The following is a 24,592-nucleotide window of genomic DNA, read 5'->3' as shown; positions in this document are numbered from 1 at the left end:
CTCTTCATTTTTATCGATAATCGGTAAGATATTGCTCAAAACTGAGACAATTGTCCTGTTCAAGTTGTTCTTGTTGTTGCAATGACTGCATTGCCAAATCATCAAAATATGACAGTGTCTCTGAACTTAATGGGTGCTGCTCATAACTTAAAGCATGCTGTTGTGCCATAACACTGCCAAAGTTCCATGTACCACCATTTTCTACAGTATCAGCAATCACTTGGGCAGAGAGTGTTTCATCGACCTCATCAATTCGCTTAAGCATCACATTCAAGGCAGTCGAATATAGATCAGTACTGTAGGTTTCATTCAGAACCTCAGCTAAAGTTTGCATCTCCATGATATGAGTACGCGCCCACTGCTCCATCGGATGTTGACCTGTAGGATCAATGATCGAAGCATTTGGTGCCCGACCACGATTGACCACTTCTATTTGGTTTCGTTCAATCTGCTCTTGTTCTGCATCCAACAAATCTGGACTATCTTGTAATAAACAATACAAGGCCAAAACTTCTAAAAATGCTGCAGTATTTTCATCGATACCAATCGGACTGTAAGGATTAACATCTACCGCACGTAATTCAACATAGCCAACGCCACGCTTTTCCAGTGCCTGTGAAGGTGTCTCTCCCGCCAGAGGCACTTGTTTAGGACGCACTAAACTGTAGTACTCATTTTCAATTTGTAATACATGATCATTAATTTGAATCGGTTCATCTTGCGCATTGTTTAAACCCAAACGACTAAATGGCGCATACGGCGTCTTAACGGCTTTTTGCAAGCCATCCAAATAACCTGACATCGTATTGTAGTGAATACCAAGCTGTTTCTGTGCAGAATTTTGATAACCGAAATTGCCCATACGCAGTGCAGTGGCGTAAGGCAGGAATAAAGTGCCTTTTAATAACGGCAACAATTGATGTTCACGTCCAGTCATAAAACACTGGCAGACCGACGGACTGGCCCCAACCAAAAACATCACCAGAGGGGTTAAACGAATAAAATTACGGATTAAACCAAAGTAGCGATGGCTCCGATAATCCTGCAAACTTAATTGCTTTAACGCTGCATCGGTTTCATGCTGTTGCAGCGCTTCAAACACTGGGTCAGGAAAAGATAAATTATAATGTACCCCTGAAATAGTCTGCATACGGCGACCATAACGTACGCCCAAACCATGACGATATAACGTTTTGAAACGCCCTATATTTGAGCTGCCATATTGGGCCAAACGAATATTTTCTTCATTATCATCTAACATGCAAGGCATCGATAAAGGCCACAGTTTTTCACCATGTTCCAAATGACGATGCGCAATCGCATGAATATCTTCCAAATAATGCAGTACTTTTTGGATACTGTCTTGAGGTGGCGTAATAAACTCCATCAAGGCTTCTGAGTAATCCGTAGTGATATGCGGATGTGTTAAGGCTGATCCAAGTGATTTCGGATGTAACGCTTGTGATAAAAAACCATTATTTTGCATACGGAGGCTTTCACGCTCAATCCCACGTAACATGCCTTTAAATAGCGAAGAATCCACCCAAGTCGGTAATATAGCTTGAGAGGTCGATTCGGGTTGATTCATTAACAATCTCGCTTGTCGGAAGATAACTACTAAAATAAAATCATCAGTTTATATCAGTATAACGTGATTTTAAAACTGCACATTATACCCAGTCTATTTTTCAGGCAAACCATTGATTTTATTTTTGGAATTTTTATCACAAAGTTACTCTATAAGACACCTGAATTTTGTGATTGTATTGAAGAATAAATGCTAAGGATTTGTAAATATTATGAATTATCAAGATGTATTGGATTTTTGGTTTAATCCAGAAACTCAGCCTGTCTGGTTTGCAAAAAGTGATGCTTTCGATCAGCTGATTCAAGACAAGTTTTCCGCTGTTCACACACAAGCCGCCCAAGCAGAGCTTTGGTCATGGCGTAAAATAGCTGAAGGCCGTTTGGCAGAAATTATTGTTCTTGATCAATTTTCGCGTAATTTATTTCGTGATCAAGCGCATGCGTTTGCACAAGATGCTTTGGCCTTAGCGCTGGCACAAGAAGCCATTAGTTTAGATTTAGATCAACAATTAAGTCCAGAACAACGTACATTTCTATATATGCCTTTTATGCACAGTGAATCGAAACTGATACATGAATTCGCGTTAAAATTATTTCAGCGTTTGGGTAATCCGCTTAATCTAGATTATGAGAAAAAACATAAAATCATTATTGATCGCTTTGGTCGTTATCCACATCGTAATCATATTTTAGCGCGTCGCTCTACCGCAGAAGAACTGGAATTTTTAACCCAACCCAACAGCAGTTTTTAACTCTTTATTGTGTCTCCTCCCGCACACAGTAAATGGTATGGAGGTTCAACATGAAAAACTATCTTATAGGGTTTAGTCTCATTGCAACTCTTGCACTCTCTGGCTGTGCAATGGCGCCTTCTAAGCCTCTGACTTTCGACCAATTGGGTCAATTCAGTCAAACACCTTTAAATACCCAATCCTTTCGTATTGGTTTTTTGGCTCGTCCCAACATGAGTTTTGCCACAGCAGAGGAAATTACGTTGGTCAAGGCCGCACAAACCACGGTACACAATGGATTTCGCTATTTCAAAGTATTAAATGATCCAAGTAACCGTTCTCAGCAACCGCCACGCCAAGCACTGGTTTATCCATCTCCCATGTACTATCCGTATTCTTATTCTCGTTATGGTTATTCTCGTCGCCATCCTGCTTTTTGGCCTGATCCGTTTTATGATATGCCACGTGTGGTTGATATTGACCCTGTGCAAGTTTCCTATACTATTGAATGTTATAAAGATCAGAAAAAAGCACCCAATGAAGCTTTTGATGCCCATCTGATTTTACAATCTCTGGGAGCGAAATACGGGCTGAGTCCGACTGGACAAGTTTTACAGCCCCAAGTACCGACGACTACAAAATAATATACACGTCAACAGGAATATTGCATGACCACAGCAGAAATTACAGCTCCACCGAGTTTACAACGCAGTAAACGCTTCGCCACAATTGCTTTGGTGATGGCAGTTGTGATCTGGTTAATTCTGATGGTGGTCGCCAAACTTGTTCCTGAATATGTGTGGCTGATTCATATTTTAATGCTTGCTGCCGAAGCTGGTGTGGTCGGCGGTTTAGCAGACTGGTATGCCATTACCGTCCTGTTTCGCAATCCATTTGGGAAAATCCCCATTCCCAAATTTTTACGCGACCATACCGAAATTATTCCACGTAACAAAGCTCGTATTGCAGAGTCAATGGGACGCTTTGTTCAAGAGAATTTTTTGTCCCCTCAAGTGGTACAAAGAAGCTTAAGTAATACCGATCTGAGTCTTGCAATCGGACAATGGTTGGCAAAGCCTGAAAATAACAGCCAAGTCACTCAGCTCATCCAACAAACTGTACCCAAAATTTTTGAATTTGTTGGTCAAGAACAAATTGGCCATTTTATTCGCAACAACAGTGTGCAATGGGTACGCAATACCCAAATCAATACTTTGGCCAGTGAAATGTTACGAGCCGTACTGGAAAATGACTTTCATCAAGATGTATTACAACGGGGACTAGACTTAGCGCATGAATGGATGACCTCGCATCCTGAAGAAACGCATGATTTGACTCGAACCTTATTTAAAGAACTGGGCGTTTGGAAACTGGCCAAAGGGGCCAGTTGGATTGGAATTGATGTGCAGCAACGCACGATTGACTCACTGATAGAACGGGTTGAATCTATGCTGGCCGATCATGAACATCCGTGGCGACAAAAAATTGAAGAGATGGGGCATCAATTGATGCTTGAACTGGCAAATAATGAAAGTCAGGCCAGCGAACGCCTGAACAACACCAAAGATGCCTTACTGGATAGTCCGCAAGTCTTAAATTTTATTAGTGGTGCGGTAGTAATTCTGTGTGATGCGATAAAAGCAGATTTACTCAAACCAGATTCAGGAATTGCCCAAAACTTAAGGGTCGCAATTCAGCAACTCGGGGAAAATATCATCTCCAACTCTGCAGTACGTGAATTATTGAATGATCGAATGAGTGGAATAGCAGTCAATTTAAGTGATCAATACAGTGAGAAAGTGATTCTTTTTATCAGTGAACGCATTCATGAATGGGATTCACGTGAAATGATTGACAAGATTGAAAATGAAGTCGGCGGTGACTTACATATGATTCGTGTCAATGGCGTGGTGGTCGGTGCATTTATTGGCTTAATTTTGGGTATTATCCGCGCTATAGTCGATGTCCTGCTTTAAGGACTTATGCTGAATTTCCATGTCAGTTATTCATCATAAAATTGAAAAGCGATGCTAGGGAATGTCGACCAGTTTACTCGTCAATTTACGCACCATGGGCAAAAGTATTAATACAATGGGAAAAGCAAAAACCCAAGAAATCATCCAGTTATGAAACCAGAGTGTGATAAAACCATCAATCCAGCCTAAATTACGCAGCATATTAATCAAAGAAATAATACCGCTCATCAGACACGATAAAATAAATGGCATCACAATGGTGGCCCATTTTGCAGAAAGTTTTGGAATACTGCCAATAATCATAGAACGCTTAGGCTGCATAGCTGCATACTCTGCAAAATTTTAAAGTGTCATCATATGCCATAGTTCACGCTTTTATCACGCTTTTTTTGCTGGGATTGAGCTTCAACCGATTTCAAAGAGATCTAGATATTTGGACACGATTTATTCAATACAAATGGGTTCACCTAAAGACAGCGAAATTTGCTATATTTGTGGTTTTTCTGCGACACTTATTTTCGACTGATTATGAATACGGCAATCCAAGCAGCTCTCGATCATGCAGTGCAATCTCTTCAAGCTGAAGGTGTACTCCCATCCGACTGGAATAAAAGCGCACATTTAACGCGAACCAAAGACCGAACACATGGTGATTTCGCTTCAAATATTGCTATGATTGGTGCTAAAGCTGCGGGAATGAAACCTCGTGATCTGGCAGAAAAAATCCTTGCTCATCTCCCTGAAGTTGCAGATATCAGTAAAGCAGACATTGCAGGTCCAGGATTTATCAATTTCTTTTTAAATGCTGACCAGCGTTTTACGGTTTTAGATCAGATTCAAGCACAAAAAGATCAATTTGGTCAAAGTAATGCTAATGCTGAAAAACGCATACAAGTTGAATTTGTTTCAGCCAATCCGACTTCAAGTTTGCATGTAGGTCATGGACGTGGCGCAGCGTACGGTATGACGGTTGCCAACCTTCTTGAAGCGACGGGTGCCAAAGTTGACCGCGAATACTATGTCAATGATGCTGGTCGTCAAATGGATATTTTGGCAACATCCACCTACTTGCGTTATTTAGAATTAACCGGTCAAACACTGGTCTTTCCCAAGAATGCCTATCAAGGTGATTATGTTAAAGAAATTGCACAAAGTGTGATTGAAAAAGATGGCAATGCGCACGTACGCGATGTCGTCGATGTTTATAAAGATGTGCCAGAAGATGTACAGTTTGCTGCTGAATTAGATGCCGATGGCAACAAAGTGGTGTTGTCTGGAGACAAAGAAAAACATATTGATGGTTTAATTTTTAACGCTCAAAATTTGCTGGGTGAAGGTTATCGTGTTTTTCATCAAGCGGCATTAGAAGCTATTTTGGATGACATTAAAGATGACCTTGGTGAGTTCGGGGTAACTTTCAATCAATGGTTTAGTGAAGACTCTTTAACGGTTAAAATTGATGAAGCCCTTCAAATGCTTGATCAACGTGGCTTCCTTTACGAAAAAGAAGGCAATATCTGGTTTAAATCAACTGAATTTGGTGATGAAAAAGACCGTGTGGTCAAACGTCGTAATGGTCAAACCACATATTTTGCTTCAGACATTGCCTACCATTTGAATAAATTACAACGCGGCTATACTGATATCGTGGATATTTGGGGTTCTGACCATCATGGTTACATCGCGCGTGTCAAAGCAGCGATTGATGCCCTGGGGTATGACTCGAAAAAATTAACCGTCCTATTGGTTCAATTTGTCAGCTTATGGCGTGGTGGAGAGATGATTCAAATGTCATCTCGTTCAGGCCAGTTTGTGACTTTGCGTGATTTGCGTAAAGAAGTCGGAAATGACGCGGCACGGTTTTATTATGTGATGCGTAAATCTGAACAACATATTGATTTTGATCTTGATCTTGCAGTATCACAAAGCAAAGACAATGCAGTATATTATATTCAATATGCCTATGCTCGCGTCAACCGTATGGTCGATATCAAAGCACCAGAAAAAAATATCCCCTTCGCTCGTGATCAATTGGCGAACTATAATGCCTCTTTATTAACACTTGAAGCTGAAACAGAAATACTCGCTAAACTCGCAGCTTATCCTGAAATTTTGATTCGTGCTGCGAATAGTTATGAGCCGCATCAAATTGGAAACTATTTGAAAGAGCTCGCAGCTTTATTCCATGGTTGGTACAACTTAGATGATGCAAAAGTTTTAGATGATCAAAATATTCCGCTTTCTCAAGCGCGTTTATTGTTATCTATAAACGTACAACAAGTGTTGAAAAATGGTTTAACATTACTTGGTGTATCAGCACCTTATGAAATGTAAAATAAGACAATAAGAGAGGAAACCTACGTGTTTGGAAAAACGCAGCGCGGTGTATCTGAGCGACCGAATAAGCCTAAAAAGCCCCTCATTCCAGCGTGGCTCGGAACGCTTGTCGTGATTTTAATCGTGTTAAGTTTTGCTGTAGCTTTAATGCTATGGAAACCGTGGGCACCTGTTCAGCCAAAAAATCAGATTAATTCTGAGCATTATCAAGAAGAAACCAATAAAGACTATCGTTTCTACGATTTATTGCCTCAGCAACAAGTCACTCCTATTCCTGAACAAGCAGTGCCTGAAAGTAAAAGTTCAGGTACCGTCGTGATTGTCGAGGCACCAGAACCAGAAACGACCATCAATACTGAAAGTACAGAGTCAGGTATTGAGACGTCAGAAGCTCCTGTTGCACATCAAGCTAGCTACATTCTTCAAGTCCGTAGTTATTCTGATCCAGACAGTGCTGACACGCGACGTGCAGAAATTATTTTAAATGGCTTATCTGCAGATGTGATGAAATCGGTAGAAAATGGTCAAACGTGGTATCGAGTCATTTCTGGTCCTTATGATTCTGCAGAGTCTGCTCTTCTTGCTCAGCAAAGCCTACAACGTAGCGGCATTGATTCAATTGTGGTGAAACGCTAATTTGTAGATCACATTATTCTAAAATTAAAAAAGAGCCTACTATCAGGCTCTTTTTTAATTTTGAACTTCACTTTACACCACCTTCTTCCCAAGAGACGCTTAGAGGAGGTTTTGTGCCTAAAGAGTCGTGAAAGCAATTTAAGTCTAAGATAAAAAGAGCAGTTCTTTTAAAGGAAAAGTACTTTCTAGCATTCTAAGAAGACGCCAAATTAATTTAAATCGTATGTCCTAAAGCTTCACCCATCACCACGACAGAGTTTGCTTTAAATGCTGTATCCCATGCCATTTTATCCTGCTCAAATAAAATTACGGCAGTTGAACCCAAATAGAAACGTCCAAGCTCTGCACCTTTTTCAAGTGACAGCGCATGCTGATTCAACTCTAAACGTCCCGTAGGTTTTACTTTTCCAGTGGCTACAGTTTCAATCCCAGCCACAATCATCGCGCCCACTAAAACGACAGCCATACGACCAAGTTCAGTATCAAACAAACACACCATACGCTCATTACGTGCAAATAAACCTGGAATATTTTCAGCAGTGGTTTGATTGACCGAAAATAGTTCACCGGGTACATAGAGTGTTTCTGTTAAGGTTCCCGCGAAAGGCATATGCACGCGGTGATAATCTTTAGGCGATAAATATACCGTGGCAAATTGACCATTTTTAAAGGGTTCGGCCAATTGTGGGTCAGCAATCAGTTTTTCTACAGAAAAACTTTGACCTTTGGCCTGAAAAATATCACCGGCTTCGATTTTACCCAATTGTGAAATAGCCCCATCCGCAGGTGAAACAATACTCGTTGGATCAACATCAATTGAGCGGACACCTTGTTTAAGTGAACGGGTAAAGAATTCATTAAAAGATTTGAATTTTAATGCATTACTTTGTTCAGCAATCGACATATCAATACCATATTGGGCTTTAAAAGCCTGAATAACAGTATTTTTAATAATCGGGTTTTCACTGGCTGCAAGTTTTCCCACCACACGTGATAATGGGTGATGCGGCACAACACGCTGTGCTTGAATAAAAATTTGTTTTTTTAAACGTGATGTGAAGCTCAAGATGGTAACTCTCCGGTAATAATCGGACTATCGAGGCGGTTGCCCCATTCACTCCACGCACCGTCATAAGCTTGAATATTGCAACCAAGTAATCGACCCAAGATATAAGCTAAACCCGAACGATGGTGTGACTGACAATACACCACAATCGGCTGATTTAACTTGAATCCCAATTGTTCTAAGCGTTGTTGAGTGCGTTCTAAAGGATGCAATTTTAAATGATTTTCACGATTAAGGGCAGTACTCCACTCGAAATGTAACGCATTTGGAATGTGACCGCCGCGTCGCGCTGCTAATCGAAGGCCAGTATATTCATCTTCGGTACGGCAATCCCAAATTTGCACAGAATGTTGATTTACTTTATCCAGTAACTCAAGATATTCAATTCGATATTGATCTATTTTACTTTGATTGATCTCGACCAAAGATTCAACAGAATTTAATTTTACAATTTCAGATGAGGTCGGAAAGCCTGCACCTAACCATGCATGAATGCCGCCATTCAGCAAACTGGTGTTTTCAAAACCAAGACAATGTAGATTCCAGATAAGACGTCCCGCCCAAGCACCGCCTTCGTCGTCATAAACCACAACATGATGATCTGGAGAAATGTTCAAATATTCAATCAGTGCTTTTAAGCCATCAAGATCGGGAAGTAAACCTGAAGCTTGCTCGTCTTGGCGCAGCAGTTGTTTAGGCTTAACATGAATCGCATGCGGAATATGCAGTTGATCATAAACTGAACTTCGGCTTAAATCGACAATACGTAATTTCTCATGCCCCAAATAAGGCAAAAGTTCTTCTGCTTCAATCAGCAGGCCAAAATTAAATGTAGGTATAGCCATATTTTTCGAGTTTTATTCAGATCAACAGTTACGATCTTAGCACAAGTCATTTTCACTATTATTCTGATTTTTTGCATTGATTTAGCAAAAAATCAGATATAGAAAAATTGAGATTATTCCGCTTCAGGAATTTTAAAGACCTGGCGTAAATAAGCCAAAAACGTATCATTATCTGTCATGGTTTTGCCAGGACTATCCGAAATTTTAGCCACCGATTGACCATTACACTCAACCAGTTTTAATACAATATTTAAGGGTGTTTGTCCCATATCATTGGTTAAATTGGTGCCAATTCCAAAACTGACCTGAAAACGATCTTTGAAATATTGATGCAAATTCCAAGCCTTTTCTAGATTTAGCCCATCACTAAAGGTCAACATTTTACTTTTGGTATCAATTTTTAGTTTTTTATAGTGTACATATGCTTTATCACCCCATTCATAAGGGTCACCACTGTCATGACGCAAGCCATCAAAAAGTTTAGCAAAATACAAATCAAAATCACGCAGAAAAGCATCCATCCCGACCACATCAGTCAAGGCAATGCCTAAATCACCTCGGTATTCCTGAACCCATGTTTCAAGTGCAGATTTTTGAAAATCACGCAATCTTACATCTAAAGCTTGAAAAGCCTGTAAAAATTCATGCGCCATAGTTCCAATGGGTGTAAGGCCTAATTCTTTGGCAATCAGTACATTACTGGTTCCTCGAAAGATATGAGGTGAAGCTTGATTAAAAACTTCAATCACATGCTTTTGCCATGCATAACTATAACGACGACGGGTACCAAAGTCTGAAACTAAAAATGGAGGATCATTAGGATTTTGTTCTTTTTGATAATATTTCAATAACGCCACTTTGGCCTCTAAGCGACGCTCACCTTCTGCCCAAACTTCATCGCTACGGATACGACGGAAATATAATTCATTTACGATCGCCAAAACAAAGATTTCAAACATCATTGCTTGAACCATCGGGCCTTCAACCCAAATATCCAAACGACCTTCATGATCGATACTGGTTTTAATAAAACGGCGCTTTAACTGGAATAACTCTAAATAATCGACAAAGTCACTTTTAATAAAACGCAATTGCCGTAAATATTGTAATTCATCTGATTTGAATTTGAGCTGACACAAATAATCCAACTGCTGATTTAAATCATCCAGAATTTCCGACAGTGGATAGACCGTATCTTCTAAATTGCGACATCGAAAATGATAAACACTGTGTGTTTGAGGAAATTTATGCAATACCACCTGTAGCATGGTGAATTTATACAGATCGGTATCTAATAGTGATTGGATAATTGCAGTCATAGAACTTTCAGTTTTTATCAACTCACTGCATTAAAACATATTTTTTCACTCACAAAGCGATGATTTGTTAAATCGCTTAAGCGATTAGACCAATGATTTCAAATTTTTCCTTTCAATCAGAAAATCAAAGATTTTATCCTTTTCATTCAGTTTTAATCAATCTGATGCAAGCAAAAATTAATTTTCTACCGCAGATCAAAGCAGATAATGTTTAGCCTAATGCAGTGAATTTGCTACAATTCAGCTAAAATTATATCTTAGTGATCTGGTTAAATTATGCGTGCTTTGTTACAACGAGTGCTTGAAGCTAAAGTTGTGGTCAATGGTGAAATCACAGGCGAAATTCAACAGGGAATTTTGGTGTTTTTGGGTTTAGCCAAAGATGATACTTTCGAGAAAGGCAAAAAGCTGATTGATAAAATTTTGAAATATCGTTTTTTTGATGATGAACAAGGCAAGATGGGCTGGAATGTCGATCAAGCAGGTGGTGGCTTATTATTGGTTTCTCAATTTACCTTAATGGCGCAGCCTCAAAAAGGCTTACGCCCTGACTTTGGTCCAGCAATGCCGCCACAGGAAGCAGAAGCGTTATATGAAAAATTGGTCACTTATACCAAAACTCAATTTGAACAGGTGCAAACTGGTGTTTTCGCGGCAGATATGAAAGTGCATTTGGTCAATGACGGCCCTGTTACTTTCAATCTGGAAGTAGTATAAAGAGCATAAATTTAACTATTAAAAAAGCCCTTTCATCTAAGTGAAAGGGCTTTTTATTGACATTTTTCGGTTAAAAGCTATTTACCTGTTTTTGCTTTAATAAATGAACGAATTAATTTCACTTTTTCTTTTACAGGTTTCGGTAACTTTGGTGGAATAAGTTTGGCTACTTTATTGAACCAAACCAACAATCCAAAATCACCTTCCATTTTAATACTGCCATTTTGCATGCCAGTCATGAAAGCCGTTGGGTCACCTTTCATCAAGGTTTTAACCCCTTGTTCACTGTCCGCAAATTGTAAAGTAAAGTCTGCTTTTTCTGTATCACCTGCGACACTATCCACTTGCCCATTATTGATAATAATTTGACGTGCCACACCCAAATCTGTACCAATTTGAATACGGAACTGGCGCTCATGCACTAACTCGATAAATTTTGGACTGGTACGCGCCAATTGCTTCATACGCAAGGCCAAACCTGCAACTAATAAATCAAGCGGATCCGTGCTTACATCGACCAGTGGTAATTTTACGACAGGAATCGAAGAGAGTTTCATGACATTTAAGCCTATTGTAATTGTGAAAAAATGAACGACTCATCCTACCATAAGTTCTGTTTTTTTGAAGCAAGGCTTTGTATCACAATAATGAAAGAATAAAAAAAGATGTCCCGAAGTACATCTTTAAATTTGATCTGTATTTTATCATTTAACGACTTGAGCATTGTTGCTGATCGTCTTCATACACTGGGGTATGTTCAATATAACGACGTTTAGCTAAAGCACGTTCCGCACGACGATCTTCACGTAATAAAAGCACAATCACAATCGACATTGCTAACATGAGTGCAGTGAGATAACTGTATGCGATAGGCAGATCAAATACAATTTGAGTACTGAAACGAACGGTTTCAATCAATCCCCAAAAAAGCATTCCCGCGAACATAAAGCTTAACAAACGACGATAAGGTGAGAAGAAAACCGCTATCAAAGCAGCTGCTATCAAGCTTAAACCTACAATGGTAGCTAAATTCGCTGTGACCATAAAAACCTCCGTCTAAGATAGATTTTACAGATTTGATATGGCTATCACCTGTTTCAACCTAAACCCCGATTACCGTTTAATAAATGATGGAATATATTTATATCAATTTCTCTGCAAGCATTATGCTGAGTTTTTTAAAGAAAAATAGTCTTGTATTTTTATAAAGCGACACACCTTGTCGCAATATTCTTTTGTCATTACATTTTTTTATTTTTAAGTTTTTATAGAACAGAGAGAGTCTCAGTCTTGCGCTGTCATTACAAAAAAATACCATCGTTAAAGCAGGTAAAAAATATTTTTTTAGAATTGAACAATCAATATTTAAATAAAAAAATTAACTTTACCGTTCATCGTATTTTCATACTTTTAACAATAAAAAACGCGACATTATAGTCGCGTTTTTTCAATAAAAATCGCGATCTAAGCTCGGTTTAAGTCTTTGTCATGCACGCCTAGAAGATAGAGCACCCCATCTAAACCCACACTTGAAATAGCCTGATTTGCATTTTGACGGACTAAAGGTTTGGCACGGAAAGCCACACCGAGACCAGCAATCGATAGCATCGGCAAATCATTGGCACCATCGCCTACAGCAATGGCTTGTTCCAACGAAATCCCCATGTTGTCGGCAAGTTCACGCAGCAATAAAGCTTTACGCGCCCCATCCACAATATGACCTTTGACTTCACCTGTCACCTTGCCATCTTGTACATCCAAAATATTGGCATGCACTTCATCAATCCCTAACTTTTCTTGTAAGTATTCAGCAAAATATTGAAAACCACCTGATAAAATTGCAGTTCTATAACCCAATGATTTCAAAGTTGAAATAAGATGTTCAGCCCCTTCAGTCACCGTTAAACGTTCAGCAATTTTAGGTAATACTGCTGCATCTAGCCCTTTGAGCAAAGCAACACGTGCACGGAAACTTTGTTGAAAATCTAATTCACCTTGCATCGCACGCTCAGTAATTTCAGCCACTTGCGCGCCTACACCTGCGTCAATCGCCAATTCATCAATCACTTCCTGTTCAATCAAGGTCGAGTCCATATCGAAGCAAACCAAACGACGGTTACGACGGTAGGCATTGTCTTCTTGTACAGCTACATCGACATTCAGTTCACTTGATAAACGTAAACATGCAGCACGCATAGCCGTGGCATCCAACATTTGTCCTTTTAAACCAAATTGTACGCACGAGCGTTTTGGTGTATCTGCTTGATTTTCCAGTTCGGGACGACCTGATAAACGAGTTACCGTTTCAATATTAAAACCTTGGCTTGATACAATTTGGGTCACTGCTTGTAACTGCGAAGCGGTCAATTCAGGTGCCAAAGCCGTCACGATATAACGTGTCTGTCCGCCCTCACCTACCCATTGATCATATTCTGTTGCAGAGATTGGTTTAAAGCGCACTGTTAAGCCAATATCATGTGCTAGAATCAGAATCTCCTTCATGGCTAATGCTGTAGCAGTTTGGTCATCTGACGAAACAACAATACCTAAAGTCAGTTGGTTGTGGATGACGGCTTGTCCAACATCCAGAATTTGTAAAGAATGTACGGACAATACCTGCATTAATCGTGTAAATTGATTAGGCTGGTCTGGTCCTAAAAATGATATAAGAATGATTTCTCGCATGAATTGACTCTGATCTGAGCTACAACTATTGTAAGAATCATAATCGAATTTGAATATAAATGCCTTGGAAGTTTACGTTGAATGCGCCTAGACAAGGGCTCTTTGCTAGCCTACTGATTGTAAGTTTTGCTTTACACACCTTTTTACTGGTACTTGCGACAACGCATCAACTGAATGCTAACCGCGCCAGTCAAGGACAGCTCATGACCACGCAATTGGTCACGGACAGCTTATCCGAGCTTGAACCTGCCAATACAGTATCGTTAGCTTTGCTGGCCAATCGTTACGCCACCAATCCAAGTATTGCCTCGATTCGTATTTTAGATGCAAACAATCAGGTGCTGGCCACAGGCGGTTTGACCAAAACTCGTCAAGGTGAAGTATTTGTTCGTGAAGCACTGCAAAATGAAAAGAAAGTCGGCAGTATTGAAATTACGCTGATTAAACCCAGTATTGGTGAAATTTTACGGACTCAATGGCTGGCTATTTTATTATCACTGATGCTACATGGCTTATTGTGGTTGGCTTATCGAGCAATTGCACGTCCAAGTCGCACCGAATATTTAGCACGAATCAACAACGAATCACGTCTGAAACATGAAATTCAAACGCTGACTCAAGCTTTAGAGCAAGAACAACACAACGCTGCTGTGGCGATTGCACAAGCGCAGCAAAATGCACAGGCAAAAACCAAAGTAAAAGAAACCAAACCTGTGGTATTAGATGACCAGTGTATTGCTTTAAATATTCAGTATTATGATCCAAAACAGTTAATGGATTCGGTCAATAAAACCGTTTCTGTGCCTTATTTTAATTTATGTCAGATTTTCCTCAATAAAGCTGCGGAATTGTGTATTCAGCACTACAAATTAAACCGCTCCGATATTACCACTGTACATAAATTCGATGAGCATGGCACAACGTTAAGCATGTCGGCCACCACTCCAAATGCAGTTCAATGTTTGGTGATGATCAGTACCGTATTCCAATTGTTGTCCGATGTATTATATAAACGTTATCGTGAAGAAAAACGTTTCGTTTTACAAACGCGTAGTGCGATTTCAAGTCATGTAGAAGCCATGCAATTGACCCCTGTCCAAGCCGCGGAACGTCTGGTTCAACACTTGTCTGCTAAAGAAAGTGCACTTCATTTACCCAATCATTTACTCAAAGAAATTTCTAGCTTTTATCAGTTGGTCAGTATACCAAATCCAACCAATGTCCTAACTCGGCATGCTTTTATGATGAATGGAATGGATAGTGAAGTGGCAGAGTTGGCACAAACTTTTAGAACAGACATTTTAAAAGCCAAACAATCTAAAGCCTCTTAAAAGATCATCATCAGACAAAAAACCGAGCATCTGTGCTCGGTTTTTTTCCACTTCAAACAACAGGCTATTCAATGGGGTTTGTTTTTATTTGATTGGCTTTACTGGCCCAATACGTCGCTAGTGCTGGCCCTGAAATATTGTGCCATAAACTAAAAATGGCACTCGGTAGCGCTGTAATCGGTGAAGCAGCAAAATGTACAGCCGCCAAAGCCACGCCCAAGCCTGAGTTTTGCATGCCCACCTCAATCGCAATCGCTTTACGATCTGCATAAGGTAATTTAAAGAATCGGCTTGCCCAAAAACCCAATAAATACCCCAACCCATTGTGTAGTGCCACCACAGCTAAAATCAGTAAACCTGATTCTAAAATTTGTGCCTTACTGCCCGCAATAATCGCAGCGACAATTGCAACAATCGCAATAACTGAAATGAATGGCATCACTTGTATATAAGCATCTACTTTTTGCTTTAACATTGAGCGTACAATCAGTCCTAAAATAATTGGAAATAAAACCACTTGCAGGATTGAACCAAGCATCGAGAGTGCATTAATTTCGATCCACTGGCTGGCTAAAAGATAAAATATAGCAGGTGTTAATACGGGAGCTAAAAGGGTTGAAACAGAGGTACACGCTACAGATAAAGCGGTATTGCCTTTTGCCATATAAGTAATTACATTGGATGCAGTACCACCTGGGCAACAGCCCACTAAAATAACACCAATCGCGATTTCAGCCGGAAGTTGAAATAACTGGCACAATAAATAGGCCAACCCAGGCATTACTACGAACTGAGCCACTACACCAATAACCACCGCTTTAGGGCTTTGAAATACCCCCTTAAAGTCATCCATGGTCATGGTCATGCCCATACCAAACATGATAATACCCAGCATCCAAGTAATATAAACTTTCAGCCAAACAAAAGCCTCAGGGAATATCAAAGCCAGTCCTGCAAAAAGTAGCACCCATAAAGCAAATGTTTTTTGAATAAATTCGATAAAGCGTAAAAAAGGAGCCATAAATTACATCCGATCTTTATTCGGTTTTGGGGTTAAAAACATATCTGAATACCTCAACAGCACAATAAAAAATGAGATTCCTTCACATATTTTTATCCAGCAAGGCAATCTTGTAATTGAATAATATCTTTGACTAGAATCCGTTTTACACCTTTAGCCAACATTTCTTGCCATGCATGTTGAAGCGAACCATCCAAGTCAATGGCTTTCGTGGCATCTGAAATCACAAACGTGTTAAAACCAAATTTTCGTGCATCGATGGCGGTCCAAGCTACACAAAAATCGGTGGCAATACCGACAACAAATACACTGTCAATTCCACGTTCTTTTAAATAACCTGCAAGTCCTGTTGTGGTCTTGTGATCTGCCTCCATAAAGGCAGAATAACTATCTAGATGCGCATGATAGCCTTTGCGAATAATCAATTGTGTCGTCGGCAAATCAAGTGCAGCGTGTAATTCAGCATCAAAAGTTCCCTGTACGCAATGTTTAGGCCACAAAACTTGTGTTCCATAATCCAATTCAATGGTTTCAAAAGGTTGTTTGCCAACATGATTCATAGCAAAGGAAATATGATGATCTGGATGCCAATCCTGAGTAATCACAATATTGTCAAAATACTGTGCTAACTGATTAATTTTTGGAATAATCTCGTCTGCATGTGCCACGGCCAAATTGCCGCCGGGGCAAAACCCATTTTGTACATCAACCACAATTAACGCGCTCTTATTTTGCATTGCTCTGCCTCCATGATTGAGTGCTTGTTATTTTGGCTAAGCATATAACAAAATAAATTTCTATATTTAAACCCAACGTTAAAAATATTGATTTTTCACTTAAATTTCTTAAAATTGAATTGCTGTTGTATCAATATAATAGTGTATTCCGTTTATACAAAATGCATCTAAACATCAACAACACCATGAATTTAATAAATTTAAATAATGAATTCACATTACTTTAATGTTTCATCCATTTTAATTGATATAAATAAATAAAATTAAATTGATATTGTGTAGGCTTCAGTGAAATTTGATTGCTTTTCATAAAGTTTTTATCAGTTTGACTAAAGCATATTGTTCTTCATCGTTTGTTCGTTCATAATTTGCATACGCATTACTCAATTCTTGTCAATCGTGTTGAAAATGCTATAAATCAAAATACGCACCCATCCAAATTTATGTTTTTATTCCTCATGGATGGACAAATAGGATATTTTTTTAAAATGACTCAGCAAGCACAGATCATTCAAGGTTCAATTGTCGCAATCGTCACCCCGATGTTTGAAGATGGCAGCGTAGATTGGAAGGGTCTAGAGAAGCTAGTTGAGTGGCATATTCAGCAAGGTACCAATAGCATTGTGGCTGTTGGCACGACAGGTGAAGCTTCTACTTTAAGTATGGCTGAACATACACAGGTGATTAAAGAAGTCATTCGTGTTGCGAATAAACGTATTCCGGTGATTGCAGGAACAGGCGCAAACTCGACCCATGAAGCTATTGAGCTGACCAAAGAAGCGAAAGAGCTTGGAGCAGATGCTGCCCTCTTGGTCACCCCTTACTACAATAAACCAACGCAGGAAGGTTTATTTCAACATTATAAAGCGATTGCCGAAGCCGTTGACTTACCTCAAATTCTTTATAATGTGCCAGGACGTACTGGTGTAGATTTGTTAAATGAAACCGTGATTCGTTTAGCAGATATTCCACAAATTGTGGGCATTAAAGATGCAACAGGTGATGTTGCACGTGGTCAAGAATTGCTTGAAGGTTTAGAAGGTAAACACATGATTGTTTATTCAGGCGATGATGCAACTGCTTATCAATTAATGGGCTGTGGTGCAAAAGGCAATATTTCTGTAACCGCCAACGTTGCACCGAAAGAAATGAGTCAAGTCTGTGAAGCTGCACTTGCTGGCGATCAGGTAAAAGCAGAATCATTAAATCTTCAAGTTGCAAATTTACACAATATTCTGTTTTGTGAATCGAACCCAATTCCTGTGAAATGGGCACTTCATGAAATGGGTTTAATTGGTACAGGTATTCGTTTACCTTTGACCCCGCTTGCAGAACAATACCGCACTCCGCTTCGTGAAGCCCTTACGACGGCGGGTGTCATTAAATAAAAGAGCACGATATTATGCAATTACGTTTTGGTTTAACCCTTGCACTTTCAGCATTAAGTTTAGCGGGTTGTAGTTCACTTGCAATAAAAAATGGTTCACTGGACTATAAAGATACCACCACGTTAGAGCCTTTAAAATATCCGCAAGGTTCAATGGTTCGACCTGCAACGCCATTATATCCAGCGCCTGTGGTCGAAACTTTGGCGATTGAAAATGCCCCTAAACTGGAAAATGAGCGTGGTAATCGCTTTGCCTTACCGCGTCCAGAAAAAGCTCAAACCAATAGTGTACCTGCAAACCAACTTGATGTGACTAATGTTAGCCGCCCACAATTGCTACGTGATGGAAATCAAAATCCCTTACTCAAAATTGATGGAAATTCTGCTACAATTTGGCAATACACACTTGCTAGTCTCAGCACACTGAACCACACTCTTGTTGGCCAAAGTAAAAACCGTTATGAAGTCACGGTTAAAGTCGATCAACAAATCTATGTGCTTAGACTCAGTTCTGTTGGAACAAGCAATAATCTAGCCGTGTTCAATGCCGATAATAGCTTCGCAGACCAAGAAAAAGCTGCAGAACTGTTAACCCAGATTTACCAAAATTGGCCAGCCTAGTCGTACTAGGTATTTTTTTTTGAAAAAGGTTCCCCCATGTTGAAACAAACCTTGCTCTATACTGGTAAAGCAAAATCTGTTTATCAGACAGACAGTAAAGATCACCTGATTTTAGTTTTTCGTGATGATGCCTCTGCTTTTAATGGCGAGAAAATCGAACAACTAGACCGTAAAGGCAAGGTGAATAACCGTTTCAACGCCTTTATCATGGAAAAATTGGCTGCTGTAGGAATTGAAACGCATTTTGAAAAACTGCTTTCTCCGACAGAAGTTTTGGTTAAAAAATTAGACATGGTACCTGTTGAATGTGTCATTCGTAACTATGCAGCAGGTAGCTTGTGTCGTCGTTTAGGTGTTGAAGAAGGTAAGGAATTAACACCACCTACCTTTGAATTGTTCTTTAAAGATGATGCGCTTGGCGACCCAATGGTGAATGAATCTCAAGCGATTGCTTTAGGTTGGGCCAATGCACAGCAACTTGAACAAATGCAAGTTTTGACTTATCAAGTCAATGATGTGCTTAAAGCATTATTTGACCAAGCCAATATGCTTTTGGTCGATTTCAAACTTGAATTTGGTCTATTCCATGACCGTATCGTTTTAGGTGATGAGTTCTCTCCAGATGGTTGCCGTTTATGGGACAAAGACACCAAGAAAAAACTGGATAAAGACCGTTTTCGTCAAGGTTTGGGCGGTGTAGTCGAAGCATATGAAGAAGTGGCTACACGCTTAGGAATTGATCTTTCCGACATCTAATGTTTGTAGACATAAAAAAACCGAGCTTTTCAGCTCGGTTTTTTTATGTCTTTTATCATATTGCTTACAATCGAATAAACAAATTTATTTAATAAGAATGATCGTTTTTACATTATTTATCAATCAGGATAAAATCAATTATACAAAGAGAGCCTGACTCTAACATCATATTTTGAATAGTTTGACTCTAATATGCATTTGCCCTCTAGGATGTTCTTTCTCCCAATCTAAGACATCCTATTCGTCCAACTCTTCCCCAAGAGTTGGACTTTTCTTATTGCTGCTGTTGTTCCTGTTGCCAACGACGTTGCTGTAACCGTTCACCTTCGACTTCACGCTTATTACGGGCCGATTCATACAGTTTGCTGCCTTTGAGTTCAGGTGGCAAATACTCCTGCATGACAAAATGTTCTGGATAGTGGTGCGGATATAAGTAGTCAACCCCATAACCTTGCTCTTTCATGAGTTTGGTGGGTGCATTACGTAAATGTAATGGGACGGGTAAATTTGAGGTTTTATCTGCCAATTCCATGGCTTTATTAATCGCCAAATAAGTACTGTTACTTTTCGCACTGGTGGCCAAATAGACTGCACATTGTCCCAAAATAATTCGACATTCAGGCATACCGACTGCTTGGACTGAACGGAAACATTCTCCAGCCAAAAGTAATGCATTCGGATTCGAATTCCCGATATCTTCAGAAGCTGCAATCAGCATGCGACGTGCGATAAATACAGGATCTTCACCGCCTTTCAACATACGTGCCATCCAATATAATGTCGCATCTGGATCACTTCCACGAATGGATTTAATAAAGGCGGAAACCAAGTCATAATGCTGTTCACCTGACTTGTCATATCGAGCAATGTTCTGTTGTGCCACTTTTACGACAATAGCATTGTCAATTTTATTTTCAAGTTCAGGTTCAAAAGTACTGGCAATTAAATCGAGCAAGTTTAATGCTTTACGTGCATCACCTGCGGAAAACTGAAAGAAAGCTTCATATTCTTCAATCTGAATATAACGTTGTTTTAAAAAGTCATCCTGTTGCAAAGCGTTGTCTAATAAAGTCCGAATCGCATCTTCATTTAAGGCATTTAAGGTATACACCTGACAACGTGACAACAGTGCATTATTTACTTCAAATGAAGGGTTTTCTGTGGTTGCCCCAATTAAAGTAATTTTGCCTTTTTCGACTGCGCTTAACAGTGCATCTTGTTGAGTTTTATTAAAACGGTGAATTTCATCAATAAAAACCACAGGGGTGAGTAAGTCGCCACCTTGAGCAATCAGATCGCGTAACTCTTTTACCCCTGTATTAAGTGCAGATAAGCTGACAAAAGGTCGGTCTACTGCTTGTGCTAAGAGTAAAGAAATGGTGGTTTTTCCTACACCAGGTGGTCCCCAAAAAATAATTGAAGGCAAATGTCCCTGATCAATCATCTGACGTAAAGGGGCTTGTACACCTAATAAATGATCTTGTCCTATAATTTCTGAAAGATCACGGGGGCGTAGTCGTTCAGGAAGAGGAATATGACTATCTGACATCTTTTTTATTTCTATACCATACTTAAAAACCAGTCTACTATGTCATACTCAAAAAACGTATTTCAATTCAATTGTTTTACAAAAAAATCCTACTGTTCTTTTAAAAAGATCTGCAATATGATGAATGAATTGTTAGAATTTACACTTTAAATTCAGTATTTTTAGATTAGAATAAAGTACGACAATAAAAGACTTAAAAAGCGATTGCTCTGCTTTTCATAAAAAAATATAGAATGAATTTTGATGTATTACATTTTATAACGGTTGTTGAATAGGTGAGGTATATGAAATATTTTTTCAATAGCAAGCCTGTCTATTTAAATCAGGAGAAGAATACGAAGCCTCAGCATAAAAATAAAAAAAATATGTCTTCATTAGAAAGTAAAAATTTATTTTTTCAAAATTTACTCGACCAGTTACCTCAACTTGTATGGGTGAAAGTTAATCAAAATTCTTACTATTACAATCAAGCGATTTGTAATTATATTGGTCAAGAGATTAACTTTTATGAAGTTAACTTTTGGCAAGAATTTTTACATCCTGAAGATTTTGAACATTTTATTGTGCTTTGGCAGCACACCCTACAATCTCAACAAAATTTTGAAAAAGAATGTCGAATTAAGCATGTGAAAAAAGGATATCGATATTGTTTAATCTCGGTACAGCACTCTTCAAATCATTTGAATCCTTTTGAATGGATGATTACTGCCACCGATATACATGATTATTCATTAAAACAATCGGAATTGAATCAAACCATAGAGCTGCAAAATCAACATCTTTTTCAAAATCTTGTGCAAAATATACCCCCTATAAAGCAAACCATAACGCCACGATTAAAACCACAAAATCTAAAGTCATCTTGTTTAAATTCTGCGATGTCTGAGCAGAATGCTGATATTCATCTAACACATAGTCGCGATCCTATTTTCAGTCCTGTTTTGAATAAAGAAGGCTTAATACAAAATATTCTGAATATTTATCCGTATCCAAATGAACAAAAAATAATAGAAAAAGAATTTCAGCAAGTCATTGAATTGGATGAATTAACAGGTTTATATAATCGTCATGGCTTTAATAAAATACTCAAAAGAACCATTCAGAAAGCACGAGAATTAAAACAATCAGTCGGCTTTTTACTGATCGATTTAGATCATTTTAAACACGTCAATGACACACTGGGGCATATTGCGGGAGATTATTTATTACAAATATTAGGCCGACGCTTCAATCATTGTTTTCAAGATGATGTGATTGTATCGCGTTTAGGTGGAGATGAGTTTGCGATTATTGTTCCGAATCTGAGTGATAAAAATACGTTATTAAACATTGCAAAAACTGCGCGTTTACAACTGAATATTCCGATTTGCTATTCAGGCCAATATATCAATGGGGGGATGAGTATTGGTTGTGCGATCTATCCTCAGGATGCTCAAAACAGTTCAAATTTATTACGTTGTGCAGATATTGCCCTGAACGATCTTAAAATTAGCGGTCGTGGTGGAATTCGTGTATTTAAAACGGCTATGTTTAAAGCCATAGAAATGACCACAAAGCAGCTTTCACTTGCTCGAGAAATTATTCACAACAATAAAATTCTTCCGTTTTATCAACCTAAAGTTAACCTTCAAACTGGACAAGTTATTGGTTTTGAAGCCTTACTGCGCTGGTATGATGCAGAAGCAAAAATACAATTACCTGCGCATATTTTTTCAGCTTTCCAAGATTACGAATTGGCCACTCGCATTAGTGCCACCATGCAATTAAAAATTTTTAAAGATATGACGCAGTGGCTTGAGATGGGTATGCAACTCTTGCCTATTTCTATCAATGCCGCACCCGTTGAATTTTTACGAGACAACTATGCAGAAACGCTGCTGAATAGATTGGCACAGTTTAATATTCCATTTTCTATGATTGAAATTGAAATTACTGAACAAAGTCTTTCTGAACGTGGTTCTGATTATGTAATTCGTGCTCTGAATATGCTTAAAAAAAGTGGCATCAGTATCGCCTTGGATGATTTTGGCACAGGCCATTCATCTCTAACACGTTTAAGAAATTACCCAGTGAATTGTATTAAAATTGATCGTAAATTTATTGAAAATATAGAGTATGACCCCTCTGCAATCGCAATTGTCAAAGCGATTAGCCAAATTGGAGCGAGTATTTCTTTAGATATCTTGGTCGAAGGCATTGAAGATCTAGCACAATTAGAAGCAGTTAAAGCCTGTGGTTGTGATTTGGGACAAGGATTTTATTTCTATCGAGCCATGGCGATGCAAGATGCGACTCAACTTTTAAAGAAAACTGATGAATTTCTATAATTCAACAAAAGCATCTGTAGCGTATATAAGAAACGCACGGTATTTCATCTATCTAAAAGATAATGAATTAAATCAACGTACCCAACGTACAACATAATCTTCAATCTCTTCTTCATTAATCTTATTTTCAGAGATACAACGACCCGCAGCCGATTTTCTGGCCTTAATTATGCTGTCATGGCTACCTGTATTTAAATAATGCCATGTCGGTAAATTTTTACCTTCTTTTAAACGGCGATAAGCACAACTGGGGGGTAGCCAATGAATGGTGGCTAATTTTTCTGGGGTTAATTGAATACAATCAGGAACAAACTTAAAACGCTGCTTATAATCACTGCATCGTGCCGTTTGGCAATCTAAAAGCTTGCAGGCCACTTTGGTATAAGCCACTTCATTTGAATCTTCATCTTCTAATTTAATCAGACAGCATAAACCGCAGCCGTCACATAAGGCCTCCCATTCAGCAGAATTAAGTTCATCCAATGGGTATGTTTTCCAAAATTCTGTTCGTAATAACTCAGACATTATCATTAAAAAAGAGTGAATATGATCACTATTATAGCCTGTTGAAATGATTCTTGTCGTTATCTGATTTTTACTTTAAATCATACATTTATTATTAAAGTCAACACTTTGTAAACAGAACAATAACACTTTTAGATGTTTCAAAGCCCTATACTGAATTCACTTTGAAAACAACAACACATGGAGAAAGCGTATGTTCCGTTGGGCGATTATTTTTGCTGTGATTGCACTTATTGCCAGTCTACTTGGTTTTGGTGGGGTTGCAGGCTTATCTAAAGATTTTGCTGTTATTTTACTCGTGGTTGCTGTTATTTTGGCAATTGTCGGTTTCTTGTCTCGAGGCAAAGTTTAGAGAGTTTGCTTAGTCAAATAATTCATATAAAAAAGAGCCTACTATTAGGCTCTTTTTTATTGTGTATTTTAATCTTTTTTAATAAAT

General features: G+C 38.8%; 24 protein-coding genes. 12 read left to right on the top strand and 12 right to left on the bottom strand.

The annotated features are described in order from the left end of the window. Positions 1–10: 10 nt before the first annotated feature. Positions 11–1,588: a glutamate--cysteine ligase gene (gene gshA, locus H0S58_RS00395; protein WP_195726836.1), complete on the bottom strand. Its 1,578-nt coding sequence runs from the start codon at positions 1,586–1,588 to the stop codon at positions 11–13. Between the two features lie 211 nt (positions 1,589–1,799). On the opposite strand from gshA, the gene H0S58_RS00390 reads away from it, so the two are divergent. The 3 genes from H0S58_RS00390 to H0S58_RS00380 are packed head-to-tail and all read left to right on the top strand — an operon-like array spanning position 1,800 to position 4,294. Beyond that, positions 1,800–2,339, top strand: coding sequence for a DUF924 family protein (locus H0S58_RS00390; RefSeq protein WP_195726835.1), 540 nt, complete (start codon positions 1,800–1,802; stop codon positions 2,337–2,339). Between the two features lie 50 nt (positions 2,340–2,389). Continuing rightward, complete coding sequence (locus tag H0S58_RS00385) at positions 2,390–2,962, top strand: CC0125/CC1285 family lipoprotein (RefSeq protein WP_053579230.1); 573 nt, start codon at positions 2,390–2,392, stop codon at positions 2,960–2,962. Between the two features lie 24 nt (positions 2,963–2,986). Next, entirely contained in the window at positions 2,987–4,294 is a 1,308-nt protein-coding gene (locus H0S58_RS00380) for a DUF445 domain-containing protein (RefSeq protein WP_053579229.1), read from the top strand. A 54-nt stretch (positions 4,295–4,348) separates the two neighbouring features. On the opposite strand, the gene H0S58_RS00375 is transcribed toward H0S58_RS00380, so the two are convergent. After that, positions 4,349–4,615: a DUF2798 domain-containing protein gene (locus H0S58_RS00375; RefSeq protein WP_092720032.1), complete on the bottom strand. Its 267-nt coding sequence runs from the start codon at positions 4,613–4,615 to the stop codon at positions 4,349–4,351. A gap of 207 nt (positions 4,616–4,822) precedes the next feature. Between H0S58_RS00375 and argS the strand changes: the two genes are divergently transcribed. After that, positions 4,823–6,628, top strand: a complete 1,806-nt coding sequence (gene argS, locus H0S58_RS00370) for an arginine--tRNA ligase (RefSeq protein ID WP_195726834.1) — start codon at positions 4,823–4,825, stop codon at positions 6,626–6,628. A gap of 27 nt (positions 6,629–6,655) precedes the next feature. Beyond that, the gene (locus H0S58_RS00365; protein WP_195726833.1) at positions 6,656–7,267 is read left to right on the top strand and encodes an SPOR domain-containing protein; all 612 of its coding nucleotides are present in this window, start codon (positions 6,656–6,658) and stop codon (positions 7,265–7,267) included. 214 nt (positions 7,268–7,481) lie between these two features. Here H0S58_RS00365 and asd read toward each other — a convergent pair whose 3' ends face one another. The 3 genes from asd to pncB all read right to left on the bottom strand — a co-directional run bounded on the left by asd (position 7,482) and on the right by pncB (position 10,497). After that, positions 7,482–8,333 carry an archaetidylserine decarboxylase gene (asd, locus tag H0S58_RS00360; protein ID WP_053579225.1) on the bottom strand — a complete coding sequence of 284 codons (852 nt, stop codon included), beginning with the start codon at positions 8,331–8,333 and terminating at the stop codon, positions 7,482–7,484. Then, positions 8,330–9,178, bottom strand: a complete 849-nt coding sequence (locus H0S58_RS00355) for a sulfurtransferase (RefSeq protein WP_195726832.1) — start codon at positions 9,176–9,178, stop codon at positions 8,330–8,332. The genes asd and H0S58_RS00355 overlap by 4 nt, the downstream gene beginning before the upstream one ends. 113 nt (positions 9,179–9,291) lie before the next feature. Continuing rightward, positions 9,292–10,497: a nicotinate phosphoribosyltransferase gene (pncB, locus tag H0S58_RS00350; protein WP_193891886.1), complete on the bottom strand. Its 1,206-nt coding sequence runs from the start codon at positions 10,495–10,497 to the stop codon at positions 9,292–9,294. Positions 10,498–10,773: 276 nt separating this feature from the next. Here pncB and dtd point away from each other — a divergent pair, with 276 nt between their 5' ends. Then, a complete protein-coding gene (gene dtd / locus H0S58_RS00345; RefSeq protein ID WP_195726831.1) occupies positions 10,774–11,214 on the top strand; it encodes a D-aminoacyl-tRNA deacylase in 441 nt (146 codons plus the stop codon). Positions 11,215–11,291: 77 nt separating this feature from the next. On the opposite strand, the gene H0S58_RS00340 is transcribed toward dtd, so the two are convergent. From H0S58_RS00340 to serB, 3 genes are all read right to left on the bottom strand, one after another. Next, positions 11,292–11,771, bottom strand: a complete 480-nt coding sequence (locus H0S58_RS00340) for an SCP2 sterol-binding domain-containing protein (protein ID WP_053579221.1) — start codon at positions 11,769–11,771, stop codon at positions 11,292–11,294. Between the two features lie 151 nt (positions 11,772–11,922). Continuing rightward, positions 11,923–12,258: a ciprofloxacin tolerance protein AciT gene (gene aciT / locus H0S58_RS00335; protein ID WP_053579220.1), complete on the bottom strand. Its 336-nt coding sequence runs from the start codon at positions 12,256–12,258 to the stop codon at positions 11,923–11,925. A gap of 420 nt (positions 12,259–12,678) precedes the next feature. Further along, positions 12,679–13,899 (bottom strand): phosphoserine phosphatase SerB, encoded by a 1,221-nt coding sequence (gene serB, locus H0S58_RS00330; RefSeq protein ID WP_092720022.1) that lies wholly within the window; start codon positions 13,897–13,899, stop codon positions 12,679–12,681. Positions 13,900–13,976: 77 nt separating this feature from the next. On the opposite strand from serB, the gene H0S58_RS00325 reads away from it, so the two are divergent. Beyond that, positions 13,977–15,230, top strand: coding sequence for a hypothetical protein (locus H0S58_RS00325; protein ID WP_195727532.1), 1,254 nt, complete (start codon positions 13,977–13,979; stop codon positions 15,228–15,230). Positions 15,231–15,294: 64 nt separating this feature from the next. Here the strand turns inward: H0S58_RS00325 and H0S58_RS00320 are convergent, their stop codons facing one another. Together H0S58_RS00320 and pncA are read right to left on the bottom strand one after the other, a co-directional pair. After that, entirely contained in the window at positions 15,295–16,251 is a 957-nt protein-coding gene (locus H0S58_RS00320) for a bile acid:sodium symporter family protein (protein WP_195726830.1), read from the bottom strand. 92 nt (positions 16,252–16,343) lie between these two features. Beyond that, on the bottom strand, positions 16,344–16,988 hold the full coding sequence (pncA, locus tag H0S58_RS00315) for a bifunctional nicotinamidase/pyrazinamidase (RefSeq protein ID WP_195726829.1): 645 nt from the start codon (positions 16,986–16,988) through the stop codon (positions 16,344–16,346). A 488-nt stretch (positions 16,989–17,476) separates the two neighbouring features. Between pncA and dapA the strand changes: the two genes are divergently transcribed. The 3 genes from dapA to purC are packed head-to-tail and all read left to right on the top strand — an operon-like array spanning position 17,477 to position 19,752. Next, the gene (dapA, locus tag H0S58_RS00310) at positions 17,477–18,376 is read left to right on the top strand and encodes a 4-hydroxy-tetrahydrodipicolinate synthase (RefSeq protein WP_195726828.1); all 900 of its coding nucleotides are present in this window, start codon (positions 17,477–17,479) and stop codon (positions 18,374–18,376) included. A 14-nt stretch (positions 18,377–18,390) separates the two neighbouring features. Continuing rightward, on the top strand, positions 18,391–18,996 hold the full coding sequence (locus tag H0S58_RS00305; protein ID WP_053579215.1) for a lipoprotein-34 precursor (NlpB): 606 nt from the start codon (positions 18,391–18,393) through the stop codon (positions 18,994–18,996). Positions 18,997–19,032: 36 nt separating this feature from the next. Continuing rightward, a complete protein-coding gene (purC, locus tag H0S58_RS00300) occupies positions 19,033–19,752 on the top strand; it encodes a phosphoribosylaminoimidazolesuccinocarboxamide synthase (RefSeq protein ID WP_195726827.1) in 720 nt (239 codons plus the stop codon). Positions 19,753–20,026: 274 nt separating this feature from the next. Here purC and H0S58_RS00295 read toward each other — a convergent pair whose 3' ends face one another. Continuing rightward, positions 20,027–21,301, bottom strand: a complete 1,275-nt coding sequence (locus H0S58_RS00295; RefSeq protein WP_092720012.1) for a replication-associated recombination protein A — start codon at positions 21,299–21,301, stop codon at positions 20,027–20,029. Between the two features lie 284 nt (positions 21,302–21,585). On the opposite strand from H0S58_RS00295, the gene H0S58_RS00290 reads away from it, so the two are divergent. After that, on the top strand, positions 21,586–23,628 hold the full coding sequence (locus tag H0S58_RS00290; RefSeq protein ID WP_195726826.1) for an EAL domain-containing protein: 2,043 nt from the start codon (positions 21,586–21,588) through the stop codon (positions 23,626–23,628). Between the two features lie 72 nt (positions 23,629–23,700). Here H0S58_RS00290 and H0S58_RS00285 read toward each other — a convergent pair whose 3' ends face one another. Further along, positions 23,701–24,153 carry a YcgN family cysteine cluster protein gene (locus H0S58_RS00285; protein WP_092720007.1) on the bottom strand — a complete coding sequence of 151 codons (453 nt, stop codon included), beginning with the start codon at positions 24,151–24,153 and terminating at the stop codon, positions 23,701–23,703. A gap of 193 nt (positions 24,154–24,346) precedes the next feature. On the opposite strand from H0S58_RS00285, the gene H0S58_RS00280 reads away from it, so the two are divergent. Next, positions 24,347–24,505: a DUF1328 domain-containing protein gene (locus H0S58_RS00280; protein ID WP_004656956.1), complete on the top strand. Its 159-nt coding sequence runs from the start codon at positions 24,347–24,349 to the stop codon at positions 24,503–24,505. Positions 24,506–24,592 lie beyond the last annotated feature (87 nt).

It is taken from the genome of Acinetobacter sp. TTH0-4 (assembly GCF_015602665.1).
GTDB classification, from domain to species: Bacteria; Pseudomonadota; Gammaproteobacteria; order Pseudomonadales; family Moraxellaceae; genus Acinetobacter; species Acinetobacter albensis.
Note: the sequence above shows the minus strand (reverse complement) of the source record. Positions and strands in the feature narration are given on the sequence as shown.

Coding starts and splice junctions, on each gene's coding strand:
- H0S58_RS00290 (WP_195726826.1), top strand. CDS start 21,586: ATGAAATATTTTTTCAATAGCAAGCCTGTCTATTTAAATCAGGAGAAG.
- H0S58_RS00295 (WP_092720012.1), bottom strand. CDS start 21,301: ATGTCAGATAGTCATATTCCTCTTCCTGAACGACTACGCCCCCGTGAT.
- gshA (WP_195726836.1), bottom strand. CDS start 1,588: ATGAATCAACCCGAATCGACCTCTCAAGCTATATTACCGACTTGGGTG.
- H0S58_RS00380 (WP_053579229.1), top strand. CDS start 2,987: ATGACCACAGCAGAAATTACAGCTCCACCGAGTTTACAACGCAGTAAA.
- aciT (WP_053579220.1), bottom strand. CDS start 12,258: ATGGTCACAGCGAATTTAGCTACCATTGTAGGTTTAAGCTTGATAGCA.
- H0S58_RS00285 (WP_092720007.1), bottom strand. CDS start 24,153: ATGTCTGAGTTATTACGAACAGAATTTTGGAAAACATACCCATTGGAT.
- serB (WP_092720022.1), bottom strand. CDS start 13,899: ATGCGAGAAATCATTCTTATATCATTTTTAGGACCAGACCAGCCTAAT.
- H0S58_RS00375 (WP_092720032.1), bottom strand. CDS start 4,615: ATGCAGCCTAAGCGTTCTATGATTATTGGCAGTATTCCAAAACTTTCT.
- H0S58_RS00385 (WP_053579230.1), top strand. CDS start 2,390: ATGAAAAACTATCTTATAGGGTTTAGTCTCATTGCAACTCTTGCACTC.
- H0S58_RS00390 (WP_195726835.1), top strand. CDS start 1,800: ATGAATTATCAAGATGTATTGGATTTTTGGTTTAATCCAGAAACTCAG.
- purC (WP_195726827.1), top strand. CDS start 19,033: ATGTTGAAACAAACCTTGCTCTATACTGGTAAAGCAAAATCTGTTTAT.
- pncA (WP_195726829.1), bottom strand. CDS start 16,988: ATGCAAAATAAGAGCGCGTTAATTGTGGTTGATGTACAAAATGGGTTT.
- pncB (WP_193891886.1), bottom strand. CDS start 10,497: ATGACTGCAATTATCCAATCACTATTAGATACCGATCTGTATAAATTC.
- H0S58_RS00355 (WP_195726832.1), bottom strand. CDS start 9,178: ATGGCTATACCTACATTTAATTTTGGCCTGCTGATTGAAGCAGAAGAA.
- H0S58_RS00320 (WP_195726830.1), bottom strand. CDS start 16,251: ATGGCTCCTTTTTTACGCTTTATCGAATTTATTCAAAAAACATTTGCT.
- H0S58_RS00280 (WP_004656956.1), top strand. CDS start 24,347: ATGTTCCGTTGGGCGATTATTTTTGCTGTGATTGCACTTATTGCCAGT.
- H0S58_RS00305 (WP_053579215.1), top strand. CDS start 18,391: ATGCAATTACGTTTTGGTTTAACCCTTGCACTTTCAGCATTAAGTTTA.
- dtd (WP_195726831.1), top strand. CDS start 10,774: ATGCGTGCTTTGTTACAACGAGTGCTTGAAGCTAAAGTTGTGGTCAAT.
- dapA (WP_195726828.1), top strand. CDS start 17,477: ATGACTCAGCAAGCACAGATCATTCAAGGTTCAATTGTCGCAATCGTC.
- H0S58_RS00340 (WP_053579221.1), bottom strand. CDS start 11,771: ATGAAACTCTCTTCGATTCCTGTCGTAAAATTACCACTGGTCGATGTA.
- argS (WP_195726834.1), top strand. CDS start 4,823: ATGAATACGGCAATCCAAGCAGCTCTCGATCATGCAGTGCAATCTCTT.